This is a genomic window from Streptomyces roseicoloratus (assembly GCF_004117935.1).
In the GTDB taxonomy this organism is placed as follows: Bacteria; Actinomycetota; Actinomycetes; order Streptomycetales; family Streptomycetaceae; genus Streptomyces; species Streptomyces roseicoloratus.
Genome location: NZ_SDOY01000009.1, coordinates 1 through 22,554, shown reverse-complemented (window position 1 = coordinate 22,554; position 22,554 = coordinate 1). Strand labels below are relative to the sequence as shown.

At 70.2% G+C, this 22,554-nt stretch carries 16 protein-coding genes and 2 pseudogenes; 9 read left to right on the top strand and 9 right to left on the bottom strand.

Going from position 1 to position 22,554, the window contains the following annotated elements; genetic code table 11:
- Window positions 1–800: hypothetical protein (locus tag ESG85_RS00865; protein ID WP_164986129.1), on the bottom strand; the 800-nt coding region annotated here is incomplete at its 3' end.
- A gap of 390 nt (window positions 801–1,190) precedes the next feature.
- Window positions 1,191–1,787: pseudogene (locus ESG85_RS00860) on the bottom strand (XRE family transcriptional regulator); the annotation flags it as partial.
- Between the two features lie 2 nt (window positions 1,788–1,789).
- On the opposite strand from ESG85_RS00860, the gene ESG85_RS00855 reads away from it, so the two are divergent.
- The 3 genes from ESG85_RS00855 (at window position 1,790) to ESG85_RS00845 (ending at window position 4,719) form a co-directional block, all read left to right on the top strand.
- Entirely contained in the window at window positions 1,790–2,029 is a 240-nt protein-coding gene (locus ESG85_RS00855; protein WP_181018926.1) for a glycine-rich domain-containing protein, read from the top strand.
- A gap of 92 nt (window positions 2,030–2,121) precedes the next feature.
- Window positions 2,122–2,799, top strand: a complete 678-nt coding sequence (locus tag ESG85_RS00850) for a class I SAM-dependent methyltransferase (RefSeq protein WP_128976060.1) — start codon at window positions 2,122–2,124, stop codon at window positions 2,797–2,799.
- Between the two features lie 90 nt (window positions 2,800–2,889).
- On the top strand, window positions 2,890–4,719 hold the full coding sequence (locus tag ESG85_RS00845; protein ID WP_128976058.1) for a thioredoxin-like domain-containing protein: 1,830 nt from the start codon (window positions 2,890–2,892) through the stop codon (window positions 4,717–4,719).
- A 144-nt stretch (window positions 4,720–4,863) separates the two neighbouring features.
- Here ESG85_RS00845 and ESG85_RS00840 read toward each other — a convergent pair whose 3' ends face one another.
- Together ESG85_RS00840 and ESG85_RS00835 are read right to left on the bottom strand one after the other, a co-directional pair.
- Window positions 4,864–6,210 carry a M18 family aminopeptidase gene (locus ESG85_RS00840; RefSeq protein ID WP_128976057.1) on the bottom strand — a complete coding sequence of 449 codons (1,347 nt, stop codon included), beginning with the start codon at window positions 6,208–6,210 and terminating at the stop codon, window positions 4,864–4,866.
- A gap of 336 nt (window positions 6,211–6,546) precedes the next feature.
- Window positions 6,547–8,376, bottom strand: coding sequence for an acyl-CoA dehydrogenase (locus ESG85_RS00835; protein WP_128976056.1), 1,830 nt, complete (start codon window positions 8,374–8,376; stop codon window positions 6,547–6,549).
- Window positions 8,377–8,563: 187 nt separating this feature from the next.
- On the opposite strand from ESG85_RS00835, the gene ESG85_RS00830 reads away from it, so the two are divergent.
- The 3 genes from ESG85_RS00830 to ESG85_RS00820 all read left to right on the top strand — a co-directional run bounded on the left by ESG85_RS00830 (window position 8,564) and on the right by ESG85_RS00820 (window position 11,464).
- A complete protein-coding gene (locus tag ESG85_RS00830; protein ID WP_128976055.1) occupies window positions 8,564–9,109 on the top strand; it encodes an SseB family protein in 546 nt (181 codons plus the stop codon).
- A gap of 115 nt (window positions 9,110–9,224) precedes the next feature.
- Window positions 9,225–10,196, top strand: coding sequence for a pirin family protein (locus ESG85_RS00825; protein ID WP_128976054.1), 972 nt, complete (start codon window positions 9,225–9,227; stop codon window positions 10,194–10,196).
- A gap of 239 nt (window positions 10,197–10,435) precedes the next feature.
- Entirely contained in the window at window positions 10,436–11,464 is a 1,029-nt protein-coding gene (locus tag ESG85_RS00820) for an AI-2E family transporter (RefSeq protein ID WP_128976059.1), read from the top strand.
- A 10-nt stretch (window positions 11,465–11,474) separates the two neighbouring features.
- On the opposite strand, the gene ESG85_RS00815 is transcribed toward ESG85_RS00820, so the two are convergent.
- Both ESG85_RS00815 and ESG85_RS35585 read right to left on the bottom strand, forming a co-directional pair.
- Complete coding sequence (locus tag ESG85_RS00815) at window positions 11,475–12,296, bottom strand: MBL fold metallo-hydrolase (protein WP_128976053.1); 822 nt, start codon at window positions 12,294–12,296, stop codon at window positions 11,475–11,477.
- Between the two features lie 159 nt (window positions 12,297–12,455).
- A complete protein-coding gene (locus tag ESG85_RS35585) occupies window positions 12,456–14,846 on the bottom strand; it encodes a SpoIIE family protein phosphatase (RefSeq protein WP_246094746.1) in 2,391 nt (796 codons plus the stop codon).
- Between the two features lie 170 nt (window positions 14,847–15,016).
- Here ESG85_RS35585 and aspS point away from each other — a divergent pair, with 170 nt between their 5' ends.
- Window positions 15,017–16,834: an aspartate--tRNA ligase gene (aspS, locus tag ESG85_RS00800; RefSeq protein WP_128976052.1), complete on the top strand. Its 1,818-nt coding sequence runs from the start codon at window positions 15,017–15,019 to the stop codon at window positions 16,832–16,834.
- 128 nt (window positions 16,835–16,962) lie between these two features.
- Here aspS and ESG85_RS00795 read toward each other — a convergent pair whose 3' ends face one another.
- The 3 genes and pseudogenes from ESG85_RS00795 to ESG85_RS34800 all read right to left on the bottom strand — a co-directional run bounded on the left by ESG85_RS00795 (window position 16,963) and on the right by ESG85_RS34800 (window position 20,125).
- Window positions 16,963–17,355, bottom strand: coding sequence for an Imm50 family immunity protein (locus ESG85_RS00795; protein ID WP_128976051.1), 393 nt, complete (start codon window positions 17,353–17,355; stop codon window positions 16,963–16,965).
- Window positions 17,356–17,366: 11 nt separating this feature from the next.
- Window positions 17,367–18,656 (bottom strand): annotated as a pseudogene (locus ESG85_RS00790) (HNH/endonuclease VII fold putative polymorphic toxin); the annotation flags it as partial.
- Window positions 18,657–19,174: 518 nt separating this feature from the next.
- Window positions 19,175–20,125 carry a helix-turn-helix domain-containing protein gene (locus ESG85_RS34800; RefSeq protein ID WP_164986127.1) on the bottom strand — a complete coding sequence of 317 codons (951 nt, stop codon included), beginning with the start codon at window positions 20,123–20,125 and terminating at the stop codon, window positions 19,175–19,177.
- A 561-nt stretch (window positions 20,126–20,686) separates the two neighbouring features.
- Here ESG85_RS34800 and ESG85_RS00770 point away from each other — a divergent pair.
- Complete coding sequence (locus ESG85_RS00770) at window positions 20,687–21,562, top strand: helix-turn-helix domain-containing protein (RefSeq protein WP_128976048.1); 876 nt, start codon at window positions 20,687–20,689, stop codon at window positions 21,560–21,562.
- On the top strand, window positions 21,559–21,768 hold the full coding sequence (locus ESG85_RS00765; protein ID WP_128976047.1) for a DUF397 domain-containing protein: 210 nt from the start codon (window positions 21,559–21,561) through the stop codon (window positions 21,766–21,768). Before ESG85_RS00770 ends, ESG85_RS00765 begins: the two co-directional genes overlap by 4 nt.
- The last annotated feature ends 786 nt before the right edge of the window (window positions 21,769–22,554 follow it).

Genomic DNA, 22,554 nt, shown 5'->3' with positions numbered 1-22,554 from the left:
GGCGCCGGGATCCGGAAGGCGGCCGACGCGCGGGCGGTGAGCGGCGGCGGCGGGACGCGTTCGCCGCGCTCGCCCAGCGTCGTGACCCGGTCGCTGCCCTCGGCCAGGCCCGCGCTGCGATGCGCGCCCGGGGCGCGCCGTACCGTCGCCGCGCACTCCGCGGAGGCGCCCGGCGCGAGGACCGGCACGGTGCACACGAGCCCGCCCGGCGTGGCGGCGAGCACCCGGTCGGTGATCCGGACGGCGTGAACCGGCCGGTTGCCGCGGTTCGTGACCGCGTACCGCACGGTGGCCGTGCCCGGCGGCCCGAGCCGTACGCCCTCGCTGAGGGCGAGGGCTCCCGCCACGCCGTCGTACCCGGAGCGCGCCGTGGCCGCCGGACGCAGCCCGAGCGAGGGGACCTCGGCGGTCGCGCGGGCGGTGCCGGCATGGCGCCCGGGCAGCGCCGTGAAGCGCGCGACGCACACGACCGAGCGGAGCGCGGCGAGCGGCCGTGCAGGGCAGCGCACCCGCCCGCCGGGCACGCCGGGATCGGTGACGCGCAGCCGGTGGAGGTCGGCCTCGCCCCGGTTGACCAGCCGGTACCGCTTCACGACGGTCCCGCCGGCCCGTACGGCGGCCTCCCCGGCCACGCCGTTGACGGTGACGCTCATCGCGAGCGCCCCGTCACCGGAACCGCCGGCGAGCGCGGGCGGCGCACCCACCGGAAGCAGGGCCAGGACCACGAGCCCGAGCAGAACCGGCGACAGCGGCGACAGCGCTAAGCGCAGCGGTGACAGCGAGGTCTGACACGACCGCATGACGCCTCCCGGCCCAATAGTCGGATGATCGTTCAGATCAGGCACTGCTGGCCATGCTGACCACGCCCCGGCCCCCCACCCCCCACAGGACACGCCGCAACCCCGCCACCCGCCCCCCACTTTCACCCGTCCGGCGAACCGTGCGGCACTGAGGAGCAGCCGGACGGGACGCGGAAGTACATGAACCGGGTCTCCCCCTACCGGGACCCGGAGACGCTGGAGACCGTGAGCATCGGCGAGGGCATCATCACGCTCGGGGAGCGGGAACTCATCCTCCGCCAGCGCATATCGACTGCCGAAGGCGCGAGAGCGGCACAGTTAACGCCCTGCAAAGCCCGCCGAAGGCCCCACCCCGTGGGGTCTTCGCCCCATCAGGTGCCCCGTCGGATGTCACTCCGGCGGCTGGCTGTACCTCTCCAGCGTCGCCTTGCTCGTGGACCGGTCCACCAGCCGCAGTTCCCAGGGGCCGGTATTCACGTCGAAGTCCTTGCCGAAGCCGACCCACTTTCCGGCCATGCGCCGTCCGGTCGGCTCGACCAGGAGTTGGATGGCCCCGTGGTAGCGGGCCCCGTTGTAGTAGCCGTCTGCGGCAGTCTGCTCGACCCACGTACCCGTGACCACGTTGCGATCGACAGTGAGATCCAGCGTGAGCGGGCTGTCAGGGTTGCTGCTCGCCCCGGGCAGACTCTGAACGGTCAGCCGGTTCCCGTGCAGGACGATCACTACGTAGTGCTTGCCCTCGTACGAGTCGCCCCGGCTCGAAGAGAAGAACTCGTAGCGGCTGAGCCACACTCCCGAAAACGTCTCCTCACCCGTCTGCGCGGTGGGCTGCGCGCCTACAGAGGCAGACGCGACACCGGTTGTGCCGGTCTCCATGTCATGCCCTCCCTTCCCGTCTGCGTGGACTCGTGCCGTCGGCACCGGCAGGGCGAACCCCAGTGCCTCGACCGGACGCCCAGTGACCCGTTCTAAGGCCCTGGCACGCACTCGTGCTTCACACCAAGGACTACGCCAGGGTCTGCGACGCGCTCGGCGGGGGATTCATCCACCACGTCCCCGACCGCGACAACGGCCACGACCCCGCCGAGGGCCGGGCCGCGATGCGTCGGACGGCCGAGGTGATCCGATCGGCCGGCTTCGACGTGGACCCGGAGTTCTGGCCGATCAACGGCGCAGCCGACTGCACCCAGAGCTACGCGGGCTGCTCCGACAGCCCCGTTGCCAAATAGCTCCGACTCAAGCGGAGCGACTGACCCACGAGAGCTTCAGCCGCCCGGTATCGTGCCGGGCGGCTGTCGCCGTGAACGAGAACGGACAGGTAGTGACTGACGCTCGCAGCACCGCATGGGACACCTACTCGCAGAGCAAGCCCCAGCGGCGGAAGACCAACGCCAGGGGCGAGACCACATGGTTCAACTGGACCCAGTACCCGGACCACGGCCCCAGGGCCTACGTGCTCAACCTCAACCCGGGAGACCGCGTGCTCGATCTCGGGTGCGGGTCTGGAGGGAACGCCGCTCATCTCGCAACGCTCGGCATGAAGTCCGTCGGGATCGACCTCTCCGCCAAACAACTCGACAAGGCACGCGAGCGGTGGCCGGGCGTGGACGGGATGGAACTCCACCAGGCCGACGCGCTCACCTATCTCGGAGACACGTTCACGATCTTCGATGCGGTCTACAGCGTGTTCGGCGCTGCCTGGTTCACCGACCCCGGTCTTCTGCTGCCGATGGTTCACGCGAACCTCAAGCCGGGTGGCGTCTTCGCCTTCTCCCAGCGTCCCCCGCTTGAAGGGTGCTACGGCTGCCAGGCGTCATACATCCCGCGCGGGCCCGAAGAAGACCCCGCTGTCGTCAAGCGGTGGGACTACGAACCCGATGTGTGGGCGCTGACTCTCAAGGAACACGGCTTCGTGGACGTGTCAGCGTCCGTGCTTGCCCCACCCGCCGGGAGTCGGCGCACAGGAACCCTGTTCGTCCGGGGCGTCCAAGGAGGCTAGTCCGTGGTGGAGCGGATCCCGTAGCTGCGCAGGACAACGGCGTCGTACGGTCGTGATCCGGTGTTCATGGGCCAATGGCAAGCTTGAAGGATGAACGATGCTGCCCCGGCGCCCACCCCCGCGCCCGCGCCCCGCAAGCGTGCCCGTGTCCGTGCCCCCGAGCTGATCGGCAAGGGCGGCTGGCTGAACACCGGCGGGAAAGATCTCACCCTCGCTGACCTGCGAGGTAAGTGCGTTGTTGTGGATTTCTGGACCTTCTGCTGCATCAACTGCCTGCACGTCCTCGACGAGCTGCGTGAGCTCGAGGAGAAGCACCGGGACACGCTCGTGATCGTCGGGGTGCACTCGCCGAAGTTCGTGCACGAGGCGGAGCACCAGGCCGTCGTCGACGCCGTCGAGCGGTACGAGGTGCACCATCCGGTCCTGGACGACCCGGAGCTCGCGACCTGGAAGCAGTACGCCGTGCGGGCGTGGCCCACGCTCGTCGTCATCGATCCCGAGGGCTACGTCGTCGCCCAGCACGCCGGCGAGGGGCACGCCAACGCGATCCGCGCCCTCGTCGAGGAGCTGGAGGCGGAGCACGAGGCGAAGGGGACGCTGCGGCGCGGTGACGGGCCGTACGTGCCGCCGGAGCCGGTCGCGACCGATCTGCGGTTCCCCGGCAAGGCGGTCCTGCTGCCCTCCGGGAACCTGCTGGTCTCCGACACCACCCGGCACCAGCTCGTCGAGCTGGAGCCGGACGGCGAGACGGTGGTGCGCCGGATCGGTGCCGAGGGCGAGGTGTTCCGCGAGCCGCAGGGCCTGGCCGTCCTGCCGGACGGGAAGGTCGTCGTCGCCGACACCGTGCACCACGCGCTGGGGCTCTTCGACCCGGCCACCGGCACGGTCGAGCGGATCGCCGGCACCGGCCGCCAGTGGTGGCAGGGCTCGCCCACCTCCGGCCCCGCGCTCGACGTCGACCTGTCCTCGCCGTGGGACGTCGCCTGGTGGCAGGGCAAGGTGTGGATCGCCATGGCCGGCGTGCACCAGATCTGGACGTACGACCCGGAGACCCGGACCGTCGAGGTCGCGGCCGGGACGACCAACGAGGGCCTGGTCGACGGCCCGGCCGCCGAGGCCTGGTTCGCCCAGCCCTCCGGGCTCGCCGCCACCGCCGACCGGCTGTGGGTCGCCGACTCCGAGACCAGCGCCCTGCGCTGGATCGAGCGGGACGGGGACGGGGACGGGTACGTGGTCCGGACCGCCGTCGGTACCGGGCTCTTCGACTTCGGGCACCGCGACGGCGCCGCCGACCAGGCCCTCCTCCAGCACCCGCTGGGCGTCACGGCCCTGCCGGACGGCTCGGTCGCCGTCTCCGACACGTACAACCACGCGCTGCGCCGCTTCGACCCGGCGAGCGGCGAGGTCACCACCCTCGCCACCGATCTGCGCGAGCCGAGCGACGCGGTCGTGGTCGGCGAGGACGTCGTGGTCGTCGAGTCGGCCCGGCACCGGCTCACCCGGCTGCGGCTGCCGGAGGAGGCCGTCCAGGTCGAGTCGGTCGCCCACCGCACGCAGCGCGAGGCCACCGACGTCGCCCCGGGCCGGCTCCGCCTCGACGTGGTCTTCCAGGCCCCGAAGGGCCAGAAGCTGGACGAGCGGTACGGGCCCTCGACCCGGCTGCTGGTCTCCTCGACCCCGCCTGAGCTGCTGCTCTCCGGAGAGGGCAAGGGCACGGACCTCTTCCGCGAGCTGGAGCTGAACCCGGAGGTCACCGAGGGCGTCCTGCACGTCTCGGCGATGGCCGCGTCCTGTGACGACGACCCGGAGAACGAGTACCCGGCCTGCCACGTCCACCAGCAGGACTGGGGCGTCCCGGTGCGGATCGCCGAGGGCGGCGCGGCCCGGCTGCCGCTGATCCTCGCGGGGATGGACGCCTGACGCTCCCCGTCCCCACGGCTTCGGCCCCTGCCCTGACTCACGGCAGGGGCCGAAGCCGTCGCGCGGGGGCCTCCCGCGTCGCGCGCGGGCCGGCCCGCGTAGCGCACGGGCCGATCCCGATGCACGCGGCGTCGGGCGGGTGCCTCAGCCCTCCAGGAACGCCACCAGCGCGTTCGCCAGGTGGTGCGGGTCCTCCGCGCCGCACAGTTCGCGGGCGCTGTGCATCGACAGGCAGGCCACGCCGATGTCGACCGTGGTGATGCCGTGCCGGGCGGCGGTGATCGGGCCGATCGTGGTGCCGCAGGGCATGTCGTTGTTGGAGACGAAGGACTGCCACGGCACGCCGGCCTTCTCGCAGGCGGCGGCGAACACGGCGCGGCCGCTGCCGTCGGTGGCGTAGCGCTGGTTGACGTTGACCTTGAGGATGGGGCCGCCGTTGGGGCGGGGGTGGTGGGTCGGGTCGTGGCGCTCGCCGTAGTTGGGGTGCACGGCGTGGCCGACGTCGGAGGAGAGGCAGACCGAGCCGGCGAGGGCGCGGGCCTTGTCTTCGTAGCCACCGCCGCGTGCGTACACCGAGCGCTCCAGGACGTTGCCGAGCAGCGGGCCGTGGGCGCCGGTGTCGGCCTCGGAGCCGTTCTCCTCGTGGTCGAAGGCGGCGAGGACCGGGATGTACGGCAGGGCGGCGCCCTGGGCCGCGGCGGCGGTGAGCGCGGCGACGCAGGCGTGGACGGAGATGAGGTTGTCCATGCGCGGGCCGGCGAGGAGCTCGCGGTCGCGGCCCAGGTAGGCGGGTGCCTCCAGGGCGTGGACCATCAGGTCCCAGCCGGTGACGTCCTCGGCGTCGACGCCGGCCTCCTCGGCGACGAAGGCGATCAGGTCGCCCTCGTGGACCTCGCCCAGGCCCCAGATCGGCTGCATGTGGCGCTGGCGCTCCAGCTTCATGCCCTCGTTGACCTGGCGGTCCAGGTGGATGGCGAGCTGCGGCACGCGCAGCAGCGGCCGGTCGACGTTCACGAGGTGCTGGGAGCCGTCGCGGAGGGTCAGCCGGCCGGCCAGGCCGAGGTCGCGGTCGAGCCAGCTGTTGAGCAGCGGTCCGCCGTAGATCTCGACGGCGATCTGGCGCCAGCCCTCGCGGCCGAAGTCGGGCTGGGGCTTGACCCGCAGGTTCGGCGAGTCGGTGTGCGCGCCGACGATCCGGAACGGGGTGTGCGGGGCGGCGCCCTCGGGCACGTACCAGGCGATGATCGCGCCGCCGCGGATCACGTACTTCCCGCCGGTGGTCCCGTCCCAGGCGTCGGTCTCCTCGACCTTGCGGAAACCGGCCTTCTCCAGCCGCTCGGAGGCGTTCGCCACCGCGTGGTACGGCGTCGGCGCGGCGGCCAGGAAGGCCATGAGGTCATCGGTGTGGCCGCGGTCGAAAGGGGAAGGGGCGCGCGAAGCGCTCCGTGCAGGGGCGGCGGCGGGCGACGGGCGGGCGGGTGCGCTACTCATGTCGTTCACCTTACGCAGGTCTCGGAATGCGGACGCGGGCCCGTGGTCTCCCTGTGGACAACCGACCGGAAATGCCTGTGGACAACGGACCGTTCGGGCCCCGAGGGCCCAGCCCGGCCGGGCCGGACCCAGCCGGGCCGGGCCAGGGCAGCCGGGCCGGGCAAGGGCAGCCGGGCCGGGCAAGGGCAGCCGGGCCGGGGCCGGGCAAGGGCCGGCCCTCGCCCCGCCGGCCCTCGGCCGGGGCCGGCAAGCGGAAACGGCCCGCTCCCCTCCCCGGGAGCGAGCCGTTCCTCTGTGCGGACTCAGGCGCGTACCTGTGCGGTACCTGTGCGGGTACTAGAACGCGGCCTCGTCCAGGTCCATCAGGGAGCCGTCCACGCCTTCGGCGAGGACGCGCTCGGTGGTGACGCCGGGCAGGACGTTGGCGGCGAAGAACTTCGCGGCCGCGATCTTGCCCTGGTAGAAGGCGACGTCCTTGCCGGAGGCGCCGGCCGCCAGCTTCTCGGCGGCCACGGCCGCACCGCGCAGCAGCAGGTAGCCGACGACGACGTCGCCGGAGGCCATGAGCAGGCGGGTGGTGTTGAGGCCGACCTTGTAGATGTTCTTGAGGTCCTCGCCGGTGGCGGTGAGGTCGGTCAGCATGGCGCCGACGATGCCCTCCAGGTCCACGGCGGCCTTGGCGAGCGCGTCGCGGGCGCCGGCCAGCTCCTCGCCGCCGGTGCCGACCGCGAGGAACTTCTTGATCTCCTCGGCGAGGGCGTTCAGGGACGCGCCCTGGTCGCGGACGATCTTGCGGAAGAAGAAGTCCTGGCCCTGGATCGCGGTGGTGCCCTCGTAGAGGGTGTCGATCTTGGCGTCGCGGATGTACTGCTCGATCGGGTACTCCTGCAGGAAGCCGGAGCCGCCGAAGGTCTGGAGCGACTGGGCGAGCTGCTCGTAGCCCTTCTCGGAGCCGTAGCCCTTGACGATCGGGAGCAGCAGGTCGTTCAGGCCGTGCAGGGCCTTGGCGTCCTCGCCGGCCGCTTCCTTGAGCTGGATCGCGTCCTGGACGGTGGCCGTGTAGAGGACGAGGGAGCGCATGCCCTCGGCGTACGCCTTCTGCGTCATCAGCGAGCGGCGGACGTCGGGGTGGTGCGTGATGGTGACCTTGGGGGCGTTCTTGTCCATGAAGTTCGCCAGGTCGGTGCCCTGGACGCGCTCCTTGGCGTACTCCAGGGCGTTGAGGTAGCCCGTGGAGAGGGTGGAGATCGCCTTCGTGCCGACCATCATGCGGGCGAACTCGATGATGAGGAACATCTGGCGGATGCCGTCGTGCTTGTCGCCGATCAGCCAGCCCTTGGCGGGGTGCTTGTCGCCGAAGGTCATCTCGCACGTGTTGGAGGCCTTGAGGCCCATCTTGTGCTCGACGTTGGTGGCGTAGACGCCGTTGCGGGCGCCCAGCTCGCCGGTCTCCCAGTCGAACTCGTACTTCGGGACGAGGAAGAGCGAGAGGCCCTTGGTGCCGGGGCCGGCGCCCTCGGGGCGGGCGAGGACGTAGTGGAGGATGTTCTCCTCCATGTCGTGCTCACCGGAGGTGATGAAGCGCTTCACGCCCTCGATGTGCCAGGAGCCGTCCTCCTGCTGGATGGCCTTGGTGCGGCCGGCGCCGACGTCCGAGCCCGCGTCGGGCTCGGTGAGCACCATGGTGGAGCCCCAGCGCTTCTCGACGGCGATCTTGGCGACCTTCTTCTGCGCCTCGTTGCCCTCGGCGTGGAGGATGCCGGCGAAGGCCGGGCCGGAGGAGTACATCCAGACGGCCGGGTTCGAGCCGAGCAGGAGCTCCGCGTAGGCCCAGATGAGCGAGCGCGGGGAGACGGTGCCGCCGATCTCCTCCGGGATGCCCAGACGCCAGTACTCGGACTCCATGAAGGCGTTGTAGGAGGCCTTGAAGGAGGCCGGGACCGGGGCCGTGTTGGTCTCGGGGTCGAAGACCGGCGGGTTGCGGTCGGCGTCGGCGAAGGACTCGGCCAGCTCGTTCTCGGCGAGGCGGCGGATCTCGTCGAGGATGCTCTTCGCGGTGTCGACGTCCATCTCCTCGAACGGACCGGTGCCGTACACCTTGTCGCGGCCGAGCACCTCGAAGAGGTTGAACTCGATGTCGCGGAGATTCGACTTGTAGTGCCCCATGGCGACGGCTCCGTAAAGGCTCGGGGAGGCGGATGTCCTCGTGCGCGTACTCGCGACCGGCGTACTACCGGTGAGTAGCCCACGCTCTCTACGATGATGCTACCCACCGGTAATAAAAGGCAACCCCTATCCGGACATCTGTGACGCGGGCCGCACGCCCCGCCCGCCGCTCGATAGGCTGGCCCCCATGTACGGCTACGAGCAGAATCCGGGTGCCCAGCAGCAGTACGGCCAGTCCTCGCAGCAGGGGATGCCTGGGATGCAGCCGGGTGCTCAGCCGGGGGCGTACGGCACGCAGCCGGGCGCGCAGGGCGGGATGCAGGGCGGGATGCAGGGTGGTTATGCCCAGCAGCCGCCGCTCTACCCCGAGCCGTCGCCGCCGTCGCTCGCGGACGCGGTGCGGGCCTTCACCACCGGCACCCTCTCCGCCGAGGACTTCCAGCAGATCTTCTCCACCTCGAAGGTCTACTGCCCGCGCGGCGACAACCCGGGCTTCCTGGCGCTGCACAACACCCAGCAGCCGGTGATCCCGATGTTCACCACGCTCAAGGAGCTGCGCCGGTACGCCGGCAAGGAGTCGAAGTACTTCGTCATCACCGGCGCGGAGGTGATCGACCTGCTGCCGACCGGCTACGGCTTCGTCCTCGACATGGAGGGCGACCACCGGATGGTCTTCGACGCCAAGGCCGTGGAGCAGATGGTCGACTACGCGATGCGGCGGATGTACGGCTGACGCAGGCTGGAGGGGCAGGGAGAACGCCCGGGAGGAATTCCTCCCGGGCGTTCCGCGTTCCGGGTGGCAAGAAGTTCAGGTTTCAACTAAACTGCTCGCACAAGGAGGTCCCGCCATGCCTGCCGTGACTGTCGAGAACCCGCTCACCCTGCCGCGCGTCAGCGCCGCCGCCGACGCCGCCCCCCGCCCCGTCCTCGCCGTGACCACGGCACCCCAGGGCTTCGAGGGCGAGGGCTTCCCGGTGCGCCGCGCCTTCGCCGGCATCAACTACCAGTACCTCGACCCGTTCATCATGATGGACCAGATGGGCGAGGTGGAATACGCGCCCGGCGAGCCCAAGGGCACGCCCTGGCACCCCCACCGCGGCTTCGAGACCGTCACCTACATCATCGACGGGATCTTCGACCACCAGGACTCCAACGGCGGTGGCGGCACCATCACCAACGGCGACACCCAGTGGATGACCGCTGGCTCCGGCCTCCTCCACATCGAGGCCCCGCCGGAGCACCTCGTCGTCAGCGGCGGCCTCTTCCACGGCCTCCAGCTGTGGGTCAACCTGCCCGCCTCCGACAAGATGATGGCGCCGCGCTACCAGGACATCCGCGGCGGCCAGGTCCAGCTGCTGACCTCCCCCGACGGCGGCGCGCTGCTCCGCGTCATCGCGGGCGAGCTCGACGGCCACCAGGGCCCGGGCATCACCCACACCCCCATCACGATGATCCACGCCACCCTCCGCCCCGGCGCCGAGATCGGCCTCCCGTGGCGCGAGGACTTCAACGGCCTCGCGTACGTCCTGGCCGGCCGCGGCACGGTCGGCGACGAGCGGCGCCCGGTCCACACGGGCCAGACCGCCGTCTTCGGGAAGGGCGGCAAGCTCACCGTCCGCGCCGACGAGAAGCAGGACGGCCACACCCCCGACCTGGAGGTCGTCCTCCTCGGCGGCCGCCCGATCCGCGAGCCGATGGCCCACTACGGCCCCTTCGTCATGAACACCCAGGCCGAACTCCGCCAGGCCTTCGAGGACTTCCAGGCGGGCCGCCTGGGCACGATCCCGGCGGTGCACGGGATGGGAGAGCAGGGAGAGTAGAAGCGACGCCGGCGCCCCGGCCGCGCCCCCGGCGGGGCGCCGCGGGAGCGAGCGGGACCGCCGGGGCGCTTCCGGTCGGAGGACGCCCGCGCTGAGCGCCGTACGGGCTGACGTGCCGTCACCCGTACGGCGCTCAGCGCGCGACGGCGCGCCGGGCGGCGTGGTCCGGTGGAGGCGTGTCCACCGACCGCCCCGCCGCCGGACGGCCCGAGCCCGCCGGGCCCGGCCCCGAACGGCCCCTGCTGCCCGAAGGGGCCCGCCGCACCGCCGCCTGGTGTGCCGTCGCGCTGCTCGTCGCCGGTGTCGCGGCCGTCTTCATCTGGCTGTGCGTGGTCTTCGAGACCGCCGTCACCCCCGTCCTGCTCGCCCTCCTCGGCACCGCGCTCCTCGGCCCCCTCTACCGGCGCCTGCTCCGGATGAAGGTGCGGAAGTCGCTCGCGGCCGGGATCACCGTGCTCGCCGTGCTCGTGGTGGTCGGCGGCGCCACCTACATCGTCGTCGCCGCGCTCGTCGACAACGGCGGCCAGATCACCGCCTCCCTGCGCCAGGCCGCGGCCGACATCGCCGAGCACTTCGGAGCCGCGGGCACCTCGCTCGACGATCTCGCGAAGAACGCCCGGCAGCTCCTGGAGAAGTTCGGCGGAACCGCCGCCTCGGGACTGATCTCCGGGCTCAGCGTCGTCGGCCAGATGCTCGCCACCGCCGTCCTCGCCCTGCTCCTCATCTTCTTCTTCCTGCGCGACTCCGACCGCGCCGCCGAGGCGCTGCGCTCGCTCGCGCCGCGCTCCACCGGCGACATGGTGGAGGCCATGGGACGGCGCGCCTTCGAGGCCGTCGAGGGCTTCATGCGGGGCACGACGTTCGTCGCCTTCGTCGACGCCGTCCTCATCGGCATCGGCCTGCTCGTGCTGCGGGTGCCGGGCGCGGTGGGGCTCGCCGCGCTGGTGTTCGTCACCGCCTACATCCCGTACCTCGGCGCCTTCCTCTCCGGCGCCGTCGCCGTCCTCGTCGCCCTCGCCGACCGCGGCTTCGTCATCGCGCTGTGGGTGCTGGGCGTGGTGCTCGCCGTACAGGTCCTCGAAGGCAACGTGCTCCAGCCCGTCGTCCAGTCCCGCACCGTGCAGATGCACCCGGCGGTGGTCATGCTGGCGATCACCGCCGGTGCCTCGGTCGCCGGAATCCTGGGCATGCTGCTCGCCGTGCCGCTGACCGCCGCCTTCTTCGGCGTCATCGGGGAGCTGCGCGGCCGGTACGGGGGGACGACGTGAGCCACCTGGGCTAGGTGGCGGCGGCCGGGGTGCTGCCCGGCTCGAAGGCCTTCAGCATCTCTTCGAGGGCGATCTGGTCGGGGCCCACGAACGGGTCCGCGTCCGGTGCCATGCCGATCGTCTCCAGCATCGCGTCCGTCATCCGTACCGCCGGCGGCAGGTGGGTGCAGAGCACGATCTCGGGGTTCATCTCCCGCAGCGGGTCGATCGTCGACCGGTACTTCACCGGGTCGACGACGTGCACCCACGGGCTGTCCACGGTCGCCCACACCAGCTGCGCGGCCCGCAGCTCGTCCGGCCGCAGGTCGTTGGCGTGGCCGCTCTCGGCGAGTTCGGCGGTGGGCATGGGGCCGCCGAAGCAGTCCGAGCTGAAGCAGATCCGCGTCTTGTCGTCGTAGAAGCCGACGGTGGCGGGGCTGTCGAACAGCGGCGGCCGGAAGGCGTGCAGCATCCGGTCGCCGACGTCGAGGCTCTGCCCGGGGTTGAGGAAGTAGACGCGGTCCATCGGCAGCGGACGCTCGGTGGTCATGATCCCGGCGCCGAGGAACGTGGTGACGACCCGCGCCCGCGGCGCGGCCACGAGCAGGTCGAAGATGCCGCCGGTGTGGTCCCGGTCGGGGTGGGTGAGCCAGATCCAGAGGACGTCGGCCGGGTCGATCACCTCGCCGAGGGCGGAGACGAAGTCGCGGTCGGAGACGGAGAGACCGGTGTCGACGACGACCGGCTCGCGGGCGGTGAGGACATAGGCGTTGACGGGGATGTGGCCGAGCCCGGGGACCTCCAGACTGTCTGCCAGGACGGTGGTGTCGCTGCCGACCTTGTGGGTATCCATGACGCACTCCGTGGTCCCCCCGGATGCCTCCCGCGGCCGTACCTCACCAGTCTGCGCCGCCTGACCCCGGACCGCGCGGCGCGGGTCGGGGCCCTTGCGGCGCGCCCGGCGACCGCCCTCGCCGCACGGGCCTCCGGCCTGCGCCTTACGGCCCCGGTGTCACGCCGGGCCGGCCGGCTCCCTCGGGGGCTCCTCCAGTTCGAACCAGATCGCCTTGCCCTCGCCCCGCGGGTCCACGCCCCACCGGTGCGCCAGCATCTCCATCAGGATCAGCCCGCGTCCGCTCGACGCCATCTCGCCCGGATGACGCTTGTGCGGCAGCTCGTCGCTCGCGTCGGCCACCTCGACCCGCAGCCGGCGGGCGCGGTCGCGGCAGACCACCTCGGCGACGAGCAGCGCGTCGCCGTCGGTGTGGACCAGCACGTTGGTGACCATCTCCGAGACCATCAGCACCGCCGAGTCGACCTGGTCCTCGTCGGTCCAGTCGTGCAGCAGCTGGCGCACCTGCTCGCGGGCGGCGGCGATGCGTTCCGGCTCGGCCTGGGCGACGGTCATCATCGTGCGGCGCGGGGCCTCCCGTACGGCCGCGCCCTGGCGGGAGAGGAGCACGACGGCGATGTCGTCCTCGCGGCGGTCGGCGAGCGGCCCGGTGGTGTGGTGCGAGCCGGGCCCGTGGACGGCCTCGACGAGCCGATCGGCGAGCGCCTCCAGGTCCTCGCCGCCGTCGGACTCCAGAAGCTTCCGGACCCGTTCCCAGCCGCTGTCGAGATCGTGGCCGCCGGTCTCCAGGAGCCCGTCGGTGCAGATCATCAGGGTCTCGCCGGGCTGCAGGGTGAGCCGGGTGGTGGGGTAGTCGGTGTCCGGGACGATGCCGAGGGGCAGGCCGCCGGCGGTGGGCCTCAGCAGAACCGTTCCGTCGGTCATCCGTACCGCCGGGTCCGGATGACCGGCCCGCGCGATGTCGACCGTGCCGGTCTCCAGGTCGACCTCCAGGTAGAGGCAGGTCGCGAAGCGCGGCCCGCCGTACCCGCCGCCGCTCGGGCCGACGGCGTGCACGCCTCCGCCCACGGGGCCGTACGCGCCGCCGGAGCCGGGACCCGGACCGTGCGTACCCGGGCCGTGCGTACCCGGGCCGGGGCCGGGACCATACGCCGCACCGGCACCCACCCCGGTCCCGTACGACCCGTACGTTCCGTCGCCGTAACCGCCCCCGTAAACGCCGTAGCCGCCCCCGTAACCGCCGTATCCGGCCCCGTATCCGCCGTAGCCGCCCCCGAAGCCGCCGCCGGCGCCGCCTTCCGTGCCCTCCGGCCCGTACGCCCCCTCCGACCCGTCGTTGATCCCGTACAGGAAGCGCGAGGCGCGGGAGAGGACGGCGTCCGGGCGGTGGCCCTCGGCGGCGTACGCGCGCAGGGCGATCCGCAGCTGGCCCATCAGCCCGGCGGCCCGCACGTCGTGCCCCTGCACGTCGCCGATGACCAGCGCGATCCGGCCGGCGCCGGAGCCGCCGGGCAGCCGGATCATGTCGTACCAGTCGCCGCCGACCTGGAGCCCGCCGCCGGTGGGCACGTAACGGGCGGCCACCCGGATGCCGGGGATGCCGGGCCCGAGGGCCGGCATCATCGCCCGCTGCAGTCCCAGCGACAGCTCCCGCTCCGACTCGGCCACCCCGGCCCTGGTCAGCGCCTGCGCCAGCATGCGGGCGACCGTCGTCAGGACGCTCCGCTCGTCCGGCGTGAACGCCACCGGATGCTTGAAGGCGGCCATCCACGCGCCCATCGTCCGCCCGGCGACGACGAGCGGGACGAAGGCCCACGAGCGGCGGCCGAAGCGCTGCGCGAGCGGCCAGGTCATCGGGAACCGCCGGGCGTACTCCTCCGGGCTCGGCAGATAGATCGCACGCCCGGTCCGTACGACCTCGGCCGCCGGGTAGTCGGTGTCCAGGGTCATCGAGGTGAACGGCCCCTCGTCGCCGTGCCCGTGCCCGTGGTGCCCGATGACGGTGAGCCGGTCGCCGGACATCCCGAAGACGGCGAGCCCGTCCGGCGAGAAACCGGGCATCGACAGGGAGGCGGCGACCCGCAGCACCTCGGCCGTCGACCGCGCCTCGGCGAGCGCGCGGCCCGCGTCGAGCAGGAACGCCTCGCGGGAGCGGCGCCAGTCGCCGGTGATGGGCGTGTGCGGCCCCGCGGTGCCGGGCTGCGGGTCGGCGACCTCCTGGAGGGTGCCGATCAGGCGGTAGTCGTTCTCCTCGATCAGCGGCTTGGACCGGCTCCGTACGGTACGGATCACCCGGCCCTGCTCGTCCATGATCCGCAGCCGGGCCTCGGCGAGGGTGCCCTCGGCGACGGCGAGGTTCACCACCCCGTCGATCTCGTTCCAGTCGACCGGGTGGAACCGGGAACGCGCCTGGGCCTCGGTGAGCCGTGCGGGCTCGGCGGGCAGGCCGAGGAGCCGGGCCGCCTCGGCGTCGAGCGTGACGTACCCGGAGGCGTTGTCCCAGCACCACACGCCGGTCGCGATGGCCGCCAGGACGTCCTCGGTGCGCATTGCCCCACTTTATGAATATCGGACTGGAGGCCGCCACTGTGAGTATTCGAATCGCGATCTTGGGTGGCCCGGTACCCTGGGAAGGCTTGACAGGGCGCCGCAAGGCCCGACCGGGCCCGAGGCCGTCAGGCGTATCCCTTACGGATCCCCGAAGAACTGGATGAACGACGATGCATCGGTACAGGTCCCACACCTGCGGCGAGCTCCGCGCCTCTGACGTCGGCACCGACGTCCGGCTGAGCGGCTGGCTGCACAATCGGCGCGACCTGGGCGGCATCCTCTTCATCGATCTGCGCGACCACTACGGCATCACCCAGCTGGTCGCCCGCCCCGGCACGGCCGCGGCCGAGGTCCTCGACAAGCTGACCAAGGAGACCGTCGTCCGCGTCGACGGCAAGGTCGTCTCGCGCGGCGCCGAGAACGTGAACCCCGACCTCGCCACCGGCGAGATCGAGATCGAGGCCGCCGAGGTCGAGGTCCTGGGCGCGGCCCAGCAGATCCCCTTCACCATCAACACCGACGACGGCGTCAACGAGGAGCGGCGGCTCGAGTACCGCTTCCTCGACCTGCGCCGCGAGCGCATGCACCGGAACATCATGCTGCGCTCCGCCGTCATCGCCGCCATCCGCTCCAAGATGGTGGCCCTCGGCTTCAACGAGATGGCGACCCCGATCCTCACGGCGACCTCCCCCGAGGGCGCCCGCGACTTCGTCGTCCCGTCCCGCCTGAACCCGGGCAAGTTCTACGCGCTGCCGCAGGCGCCGCAGCAGTTCAAGCAGCTGCTGATGATCTCCGGCTTCGACCGCTACTTCCAGATCGCGCCCTGCTTCCGCGACGAGGACGCCCGCGCCGACCGCTCGCCGGGCGAGTTCTACCAGCTCGACGTGGAGATGAGCTTCGTCGAGCAGGAGGACGTCTTCCAGCCGATCGAGAAGCTCATGACCGAGCTCTTCGAGGAGTTCGGCGGCGGCCGCCCGGTCTCGTCCCCGTTCCCGCGCATCCCGTTCCGCGAGTCGATGCTGAAGTACGGCAACGACAAGCCGGACCTGCGCACCTCGCTCGAACTCGTCGACATCACCGACGTGTTCGAGAACTCGGAGTTCAAGGCCTTCGCGGGCAAGCACGTCCGCGCGCTCGCCGTCCCGGACACCGGCGACCAGCCGCGCAAGTTCTTCGACGGCCTGGGCGACTTCGCGGTCTCGCTCGGCGCGAAGGGCCTGGCCTGGGTCCGCGTCGGCGAGGAGAACGCCCTCACCGGCCCGATCGCCAAGTTCCTCACCGAGGAGAACGTCAAGGTCCTCACCGAGCGCCTCGGTCTCAAGCCGGGCCACGCGGTGTTCTTCGGCGCCGGCGAGTTCGACGAGGTCTCCAAGATCATGGGCCCCGTCCGCGTCGAGGCCGCCAAGCGAGCGGGCCAGTTCGAGGAGAACGTCTTCCGCTTCGCCTGGATCGTCGACTTCCCGATGTACGAGAAGGACGAGGAGACCGGCAAGATCGACTTCTCGCACAACCCCTTCTCCATGCCGCAGGGCGGCCTCGAGGCCCTGGAGACCCAGGACCCGCTGGACGTCCTCGGCTGGCAGTACGACATCGTCTGCAACGGCATCGAGCTGTCCTCCGGCGCCATCCGGAACCACGAGCCCGAGATCATGTTCAAGGCCTTCGAGATCGCCGGCTACAGCCGCGAGACCGTCGAGACCGAGTTCGCGGGCATGCTCCGCGCCTTCCAGTTCGGCGCCCCGCCGCACGGCGGCATCGCCCCGGGCGTGGACCGCATCGTCATGCTCCTCGCCGACGAGCCCAACATCCGCGAGACCATCGCCTTCCCGCTGAACGGCAACGCCCAGGACCTGATGATGGGCGCCCCCACGGAACTGGACGAGGCCCGCCTGCGCGAGCTGAACATCCAGCTGCGGAAGCCGGTGGAGCCGAAGGTGGTCGAGGGCCGGCCGGTGACGGAGTCGGTGCATCCGGACGCGGCGCGGTAAGCGGTACGCCGTACTGACGAGGGGCCCGGAACCGTGGGTACGGTTCCGGGCCCTCCCGTCTTTTTTGGTCAACCCTTGTAAGGAGTTTCCTACGTGTATGCATCAGGGCGGATCATCCGGGGAGCTCCTTATTCGCAGCTCGTTCTGTAAGCGGAAATGCTGGAAACGTAGACGGTGGCCGCAGTGGCGTGAATTTGCAGAGAATCAGAGTTGACATCAAGCGTGATCTCTCCCCGTGCTCTCAGGGTGATGTCAACGACAGGTGAGGTTGTGAATCCATTCAATTTTGGGTTTTTCACTCCGGAGAGTCCCATGGTCACCTGGACGACGTTAAATCCTTGTTTTTTCCACTTTGCCGGTGGATTTTCTGGATAGGAGGGCATGTCGAATTTGAGGAGCAAGGACGGGCCTTCTCTGTTGAATTCAACGCTGTGAAGGTTCAATATTCTGAGATCGGGCACGCGGCCGTCGTAGATCCTTTCGATACCTGAAGGGTCTGAGAGAAGAGAGGTCCAACTCATTTTCAATCCTGTCAGTATTCGTAGTGCTTCGCTGTACCGGGAACGTGTCCGGTCCGAGGGTTCTCTATAGGTCGTACGTTGTAATGGGGGCCCTGGTCGCCAACACCTCCTTCATTGTAGTAATGTCCTGCCGCGTGATCTTGTATGATCACTTGACTCCCGTCCTCCCGGGTGTAGTGGTATTCGCGAGTCATGATCGGCTGGCCATCCTCGCTCATGACCTGGTGGCCATTACGATCCGTCATGGGGACCTTGGTGATTTTGTCCGCTTGTTGAGACATGGGGATCCCTAGGTGGCGTTTTGCCTTTCGGAAGGCCTCTCTTTTGCTCTCTGATTTGTCGTATGCGGGGTCCGGGCACGGCTTCAGGCCAAGAGGGTCACTCCAAGTGTGCGGATTGTGGACGTACGTCACCGGATTGTCTGCCGGTTCCAACCCCAGCGGATCCTGGCTCAAGTACCGCGCCGACTCCGGGTCGTAATACCGGAAGTAGTTGTAGTGGAGCCCCGACTCCGGGTCGAAGTACTGGCCCGGGAAGCGGAGGGGGGTGTACGTCGTGGCGTCTCGGGTCCAGGTCGTCGTGCCCCAGAGGGTGGCGCGGGTGCGCCAGGCCAACTCTCCGGACTCGTCGACGAGTTCCGTCGGGGTGCCGATCAGGTCGGTGACGATGGCGAAGAAGCGTTCGTCGTCCGTGTTCGTGCGGCGCTCGGTCTGGGAGAGGGGACGCAGGCCCGCGTGGTCCCAGGTCAGGGCCACGTTCGCGGTGGTCTGCTCGCAGAGGGTCGTGCCGTCCCACGTGAAGTGGACCGTCTCGGAAGGGGATTGTTTGGATATGCGGCGGCCCAGCGGGTCGTACGCGTAGTTCCACACCGTGCCGTCCGGCGTCGTCACCGACGTCAGCCGGTCCTCCGCGTCCCACGCGTACCGCCAGGTGTCCGGCTTCCGGGAGAGGCGGGTCTTCTGCCGCAGGACGATCCGGCCCTGGTCGTCGTGCTCGTAGCGGACCGCCCCCGCGCGGGTGATCCGCGTCCCCTCGTACGCGCGCGGTCCCGTCGCCGCGTGGGACGGGTGCGCGGACGGCCAGTCCGCCTCCGTCTGGTTGCCGGCCTCGTCGTACGCGTACCGCTCCGTCCACCGGTCCGCCCGCACCGCCGTGACCCGCCCCGCCCCGTCGAGGTCGAAGCGGCGCGTCCCCGAGAAGCCGTCCGTGACGGCGACGAGGCCGCCGTCCGGGCGGTAGTCGTACGCCCGGTGCTGGAGACGGCCGCCGCCCCGGGCCGACGTGACCTCCTGCGCCGTGACCGGGCAGCATCGGCACCATCACGTCGAGGAGCCGCGCGCCGAGGACCGTCCGGTACATCCACGCGCGCCCCGCCTCCCCGCGCGCGACCGCGAACCGCGCCAGCGCCTCCTCGTCCGAGAACGCGCAGATCCACCGCACCCCGTTGAAGTCCGCGGTCCACAGACTCTCCCGGTCGTCGAACGGACCCAGGACGGCGGTCCGTCGGAACTCTCCCAGCGAACGCGCAAATTCACGCCGTGCCGCCGCGATCACTTCGTCGGGCGTGCCCTGTTCCGAAGCGGCGGGAGGGGGAGCGGGCGCGGGCTCCGATGTCGGCGCGGGTGGCCGGTGACGTCGGTGGTCAGGACGACCGCCTCGACGGTGGCCGGGAGGGGAAGTCCCAGCACGTCTGACAGTCGGCTGAACAGGTGAGGATCGTGCTGAAAGACGCGGTGCATCGCTTCATGGGGTGAGCTGACCATGCGGTTTCCTCGGTGGTGTGGTCGTGGCAGGGCGGTACTCAGCGCGGCGGAATTCCTCACGCCTCCGACTCGCCCAGGGCCGCGGTGCAGGCGCTGCAACGGCCGGGTTCGGGGGCCCGGAACGCGCGGTCGCAGGTGTCGCAGTTCTGGAGCGGGTGAAGCGGCTGTTCGGGCGCCCGGAACGGCGGCGCGGGCGGGAGCCGGTCGGTGAGGCGGTGGGCAAGGAAAGCGGCGGGGCGGTACAGCGGCTCGCGGGGCAGATCGGAGGTCAGGGCGTGGTGGACGGCTTGGGGGGACACGTCTCGTTCCAGCCAGGCGACCACGCCCGGCACGAGGTGCTCGGTCTCGGCGCCGGAGAGCAGGAGTCGGCGGTCTTCGAGGCGGAGGCGCGCGAGTACGGCGTGCGCGGTCTCCACCAGGTCGGGCGCGGGCCATGCCGGCTGTGGCACGGCGGGCAGGGCGCGTCGACGCGGTTCGGGCCGGGCTGTCTGTGCCGGCCTCGGTGCCTGCTCCGGCTCCGGCTTCGGCTTCGGCTTCGGCTCCTGCTCCGGCTTCGGCTCCGGCCTCGGTTGGGGCTCAGGCCTCGCCTTCGGATCCGGCCGTGTGCTGCGGGAGTCGACCCCGCTGGGGCGCGGCTGGTTGCAGAACACCGTACGTGTCACGATCCGCCCGTTCGGCAGGCGTTCGCGCGTCCGCCGCAGATAGCCGTGCTTCTCCAGCTCGCGCATGGCGGCGGCGGTCCGAGTGGTGCCCTCGCGCATCCTCGCGGCGATGGTCTTGATGTCGACGGGCGAACCGGTGGGCAGCGACTGGATGTGCGCGCCGATTCCGATGGCCAGCCCCGACAACTCGGGGTGCTGGACGAGGTGGTTGCCGATGACGGTGAAGCGCTCGGTGTGGCGCGTGTGCTCGTGAATGACACCACCACGCGTACACCGGTGAGGGTGGTTCTTCCCGCCGTTACGAGACGAGGCGTACGGGCGCACGCTAGTGTTCTGGTTACCCATCGGGAAGCTCCTACTTCCTGGATGGTCAGGCCCTCGCACTGGGATTGCCCTCCCGGCGAGGGCCGACGCATGTCGGCGGTGGTGTCGGTCGAGCTGAGCGTAGATCAAGCAACCGGGCCAGGCGCCAGCCCAGTTGGCATATTTCACCTGCATGGGTGACGGTGCCGTCGCGGGAGGGGAAGGGTGGGTTTGGTGGGGTCATTTCCTCTCTCGTACTTGGTACTTGGGGCCGCCCGAAGCACCGGAACCCGGTTTTCCGCGCCCCGGTGGACCGAGGTCCAGCGAGGGCGTTGTCGCAGCGGCGCCGCCGCCGGTGCCGCCCGACGGGCCGTGCCCAGCTCGGAGTCGGCGTCAACTGGACACGGAAGTCGCGGGAGTTCATCTCCTTCACATCACCGAGCGTGGCCGTCCGGGGCTAGCGTGCACCGTGACTTCGCCGCTACGTAGGGTCACTGTCCGGAGTTTGTCCACTGTTGTCCGGGCTGTCGGTGTCCCGTCGGCGGGTAGGGCGGATGCGTGCATTGCGGCACGCGCGGAGACGGACGAGGGGAAGGGCGCGGCATGACGGTGGACGAGAGCGTGGGGCGGCTCAAGACCGAGGAGGACGAGCCGGGCTGGGAGGTGGACCCGGACGACGACTGGGGCGTGGCCGTCGTCGCCACCGTGGGGCGGCAATTGAAACTGCGGCGCGAGGCGGTGGGCATGCGGGCCGCCGACTTCGGAGTGGCGGTCGGCTACGGCGAGGACATGGTCTACAAGATCGAGGGAGGACGCCGTATCCCGCGGTCCGAGTACCTGGACAGGGCGGACGAGGTCCTGGGCGCGGACGGTCTGATCTCGGCGATGAAGGACGACGTGGCGAAGGTCCGGTACCCGAAGAAGGTAAGAGCCCTGGCCAAGATGGAGGCGAGTGCGGTCGAGATCCAGCTCTACGACCCGCTCAACATCCACGGCCTGCTGCAGACACCCACGTACGCTCGCGGGCTGCTCCTGATGCGGCGCCCGGCGTACACGCAGGACGAGGTGGAACGGATGGTGGCGGGCCGCATGGCCCGGAAGTCGGTGTTCGAGCGCGATCCCGCCCCCGAACTCAGCTTCGTCCTGGAGGAATGGACGCTCCGCCGCCCACTGGGCGGGAGGGCGCTGCTCCGTCCCCAGCTGGAACACCTGCTGGAGGTCGGGCGGATGCGGAACGTCGAGCTACAGGTGATGCCGATGGACCGTGAGGAGCACGCAGGAGTCGACGGCGGGATCGAGGTGTTGAAGTTCGGGGACGGATCGGCCGTCGGGCGCTCTCCTGTGGTGGCCAACGGCCGACCCGTGACGGAGCGGAAACCGCTCCATATCCTGGAGTTGCGCTATGGCATCATCCGGGCTCAGGCTCTCACGCCCCGTGAGTCGTCGGCCCTCATCGAGCAACTGCTGGGAGAGACATGATCCGCAACACCTCGGCCGGCGACGCCCCCGTACTGGCGTGGTTCAAGAGCAGCTACAGCAGCGGCAGCGAAGGCGACTCCTGCATCGAGGTCGCCACCACGCCCGGCACGGTCCACGTCCGGGACTCCAAGTGCACGGACGGCCCCCGGCTGGCGCTCGCACAGCACGCGTGGGCGGGCTTCGTCGCGTACGCCTCGGGTCACTGAGCAGACCGGCACACAGGCCCACAGCTTCCACTTCTCGTGCCCCTGACAGCCTGGCTGCCGGGAGCCTCGCCCATGAGAACGAGAAGGCGAACGAGAACCAGAGGAACCGGCGGACCATGGCCCGGCGACGGGCCCTGTCCGCGAGTGGTGGCGTCGCGGTCGCATCGTCAGGCTCCGGCCCTCGATTGGCTTCCCTGGGAAACGGGGCGACTCCATCGGAGGTGGACCCCGAACAGCGTGTCCATCTTTGTCAGCACTGGTCAGGGCCTCGTCTGCTTACGCACTAATGCGATCTTCTCGATGTCGCTCCAGCCGATTCCCCTGGATTCGAGAAACTCGCTGAGGTAGAGATCCGTTTCCTCGCTCACGTCCTGACTCCCCAGCCACAGCGACTCACACTCTGGACAGAGTCAGAAGGTCTCGTTGGTGCCCTTCGTTCGGTAATTCCGTAGCCAGTCCTGTCCGCAGTGTACGCAGGTAACTCTAGAATTCAATTTTTGAAACGACCCCTCGGGAAAGCGGTGATTACTTCATTTCCGTGCTCGACCGTGATTTGAATGTAGGTTTCGTTGGGATTGAATCCTACTTGTCGAAGCATGGGGATCAAGTATGTCGTGCGTGCGCCCTGTACGTCCACGACAACCGCTGCGTCCCGCAAGCCCCACGCTTCGTCAACAGTCTCAAGGATTCCCTTTCTGTCAGTGAGGCTTTTCCATCATCGGTCTGAGCTGGCCAAATGCAGTGTGAGCACGGCTTGGACGAGGCTGGTGATCCGGGTGGTCGAGC

What these genes read in the sequence shown, in the direction of transcription:
- ESG85_RS00840 (WP_128976057.1), bottom strand. Translation starts at nt 6,210, where the DNA reads ATGAGTAGCGCACCCGCCCGCCCGTCGCCCGCCGCCGCCCCTGCACGG.
- ESG85_RS00825 (WP_128976054.1), top strand. Translation starts at nt 9,225, where the DNA reads ATGCCTGCCGTGACTGTCGAGAACCCGCTCACCCTGCCGCGCGTCAGC.
- ESG85_RS00815 (WP_128976053.1), bottom strand. Translation starts at nt 12,296, where the DNA reads ATGGATACCCACAAGGTCGGCAGCGACACCACCGTCCTGGCAGACAGT.
- ESG85_RS00795 (WP_128976051.1), bottom strand. Translation starts at nt 17,355, where the DNA reads ATGAGTTGGACCTCTCTTCTCTCAGACCCTTCAGGTATCGAAAGGATC.
- ESG85_RS00770 (WP_128976048.1), top strand. Translation starts at nt 20,687, where the DNA reads ATGACGGTGGACGAGAGCGTGGGGCGGCTCAAGACCGAGGAGGACGAG.
- ESG85_RS00835 (WP_128976056.1), bottom strand. Translation starts at nt 8,376, where the DNA reads ATGGGGCACTACAAGTCGAATCTCCGCGACATCGAGTTCAACCTCTTC.
- ESG85_RS34800 (WP_164986127.1), bottom strand. Translation starts at nt 20,125, where the DNA reads ATGGGTAACCAGAACACTAGCGTGCGCCCGTACGCCTCGTCTCGTAAC.
- ESG85_RS00765 (WP_128976047.1), top strand. Translation starts at nt 21,559, where the DNA reads ATGATCCGCAACACCTCGGCCGGCGACGCCCCCGTACTGGCGTGGTTC.
- aspS (WP_128976052.1), top strand. Translation starts at nt 15,017, where the DNA reads ATGCATCGGTACAGGTCCCACACCTGCGGCGAGCTCCGCGCCTCTGAC.
- ESG85_RS35585 (WP_246094746.1), bottom strand. Translation starts at nt 14,846, where the DNA reads ATGCGCACCGAGGACGTCCTGGCGGCCATCGCGACCGGCGTGTGGTGC.
- ESG85_RS00845 (WP_128976058.1), top strand. Translation starts at nt 2,890, where the DNA reads ATGAACGATGCTGCCCCGGCGCCCACCCCCGCGCCCGCGCCCCGCAAG.
- ESG85_RS00830 (WP_128976055.1), top strand. Translation starts at nt 8,564, where the DNA reads ATGTACGGCTACGAGCAGAATCCGGGTGCCCAGCAGCAGTACGGCCAG.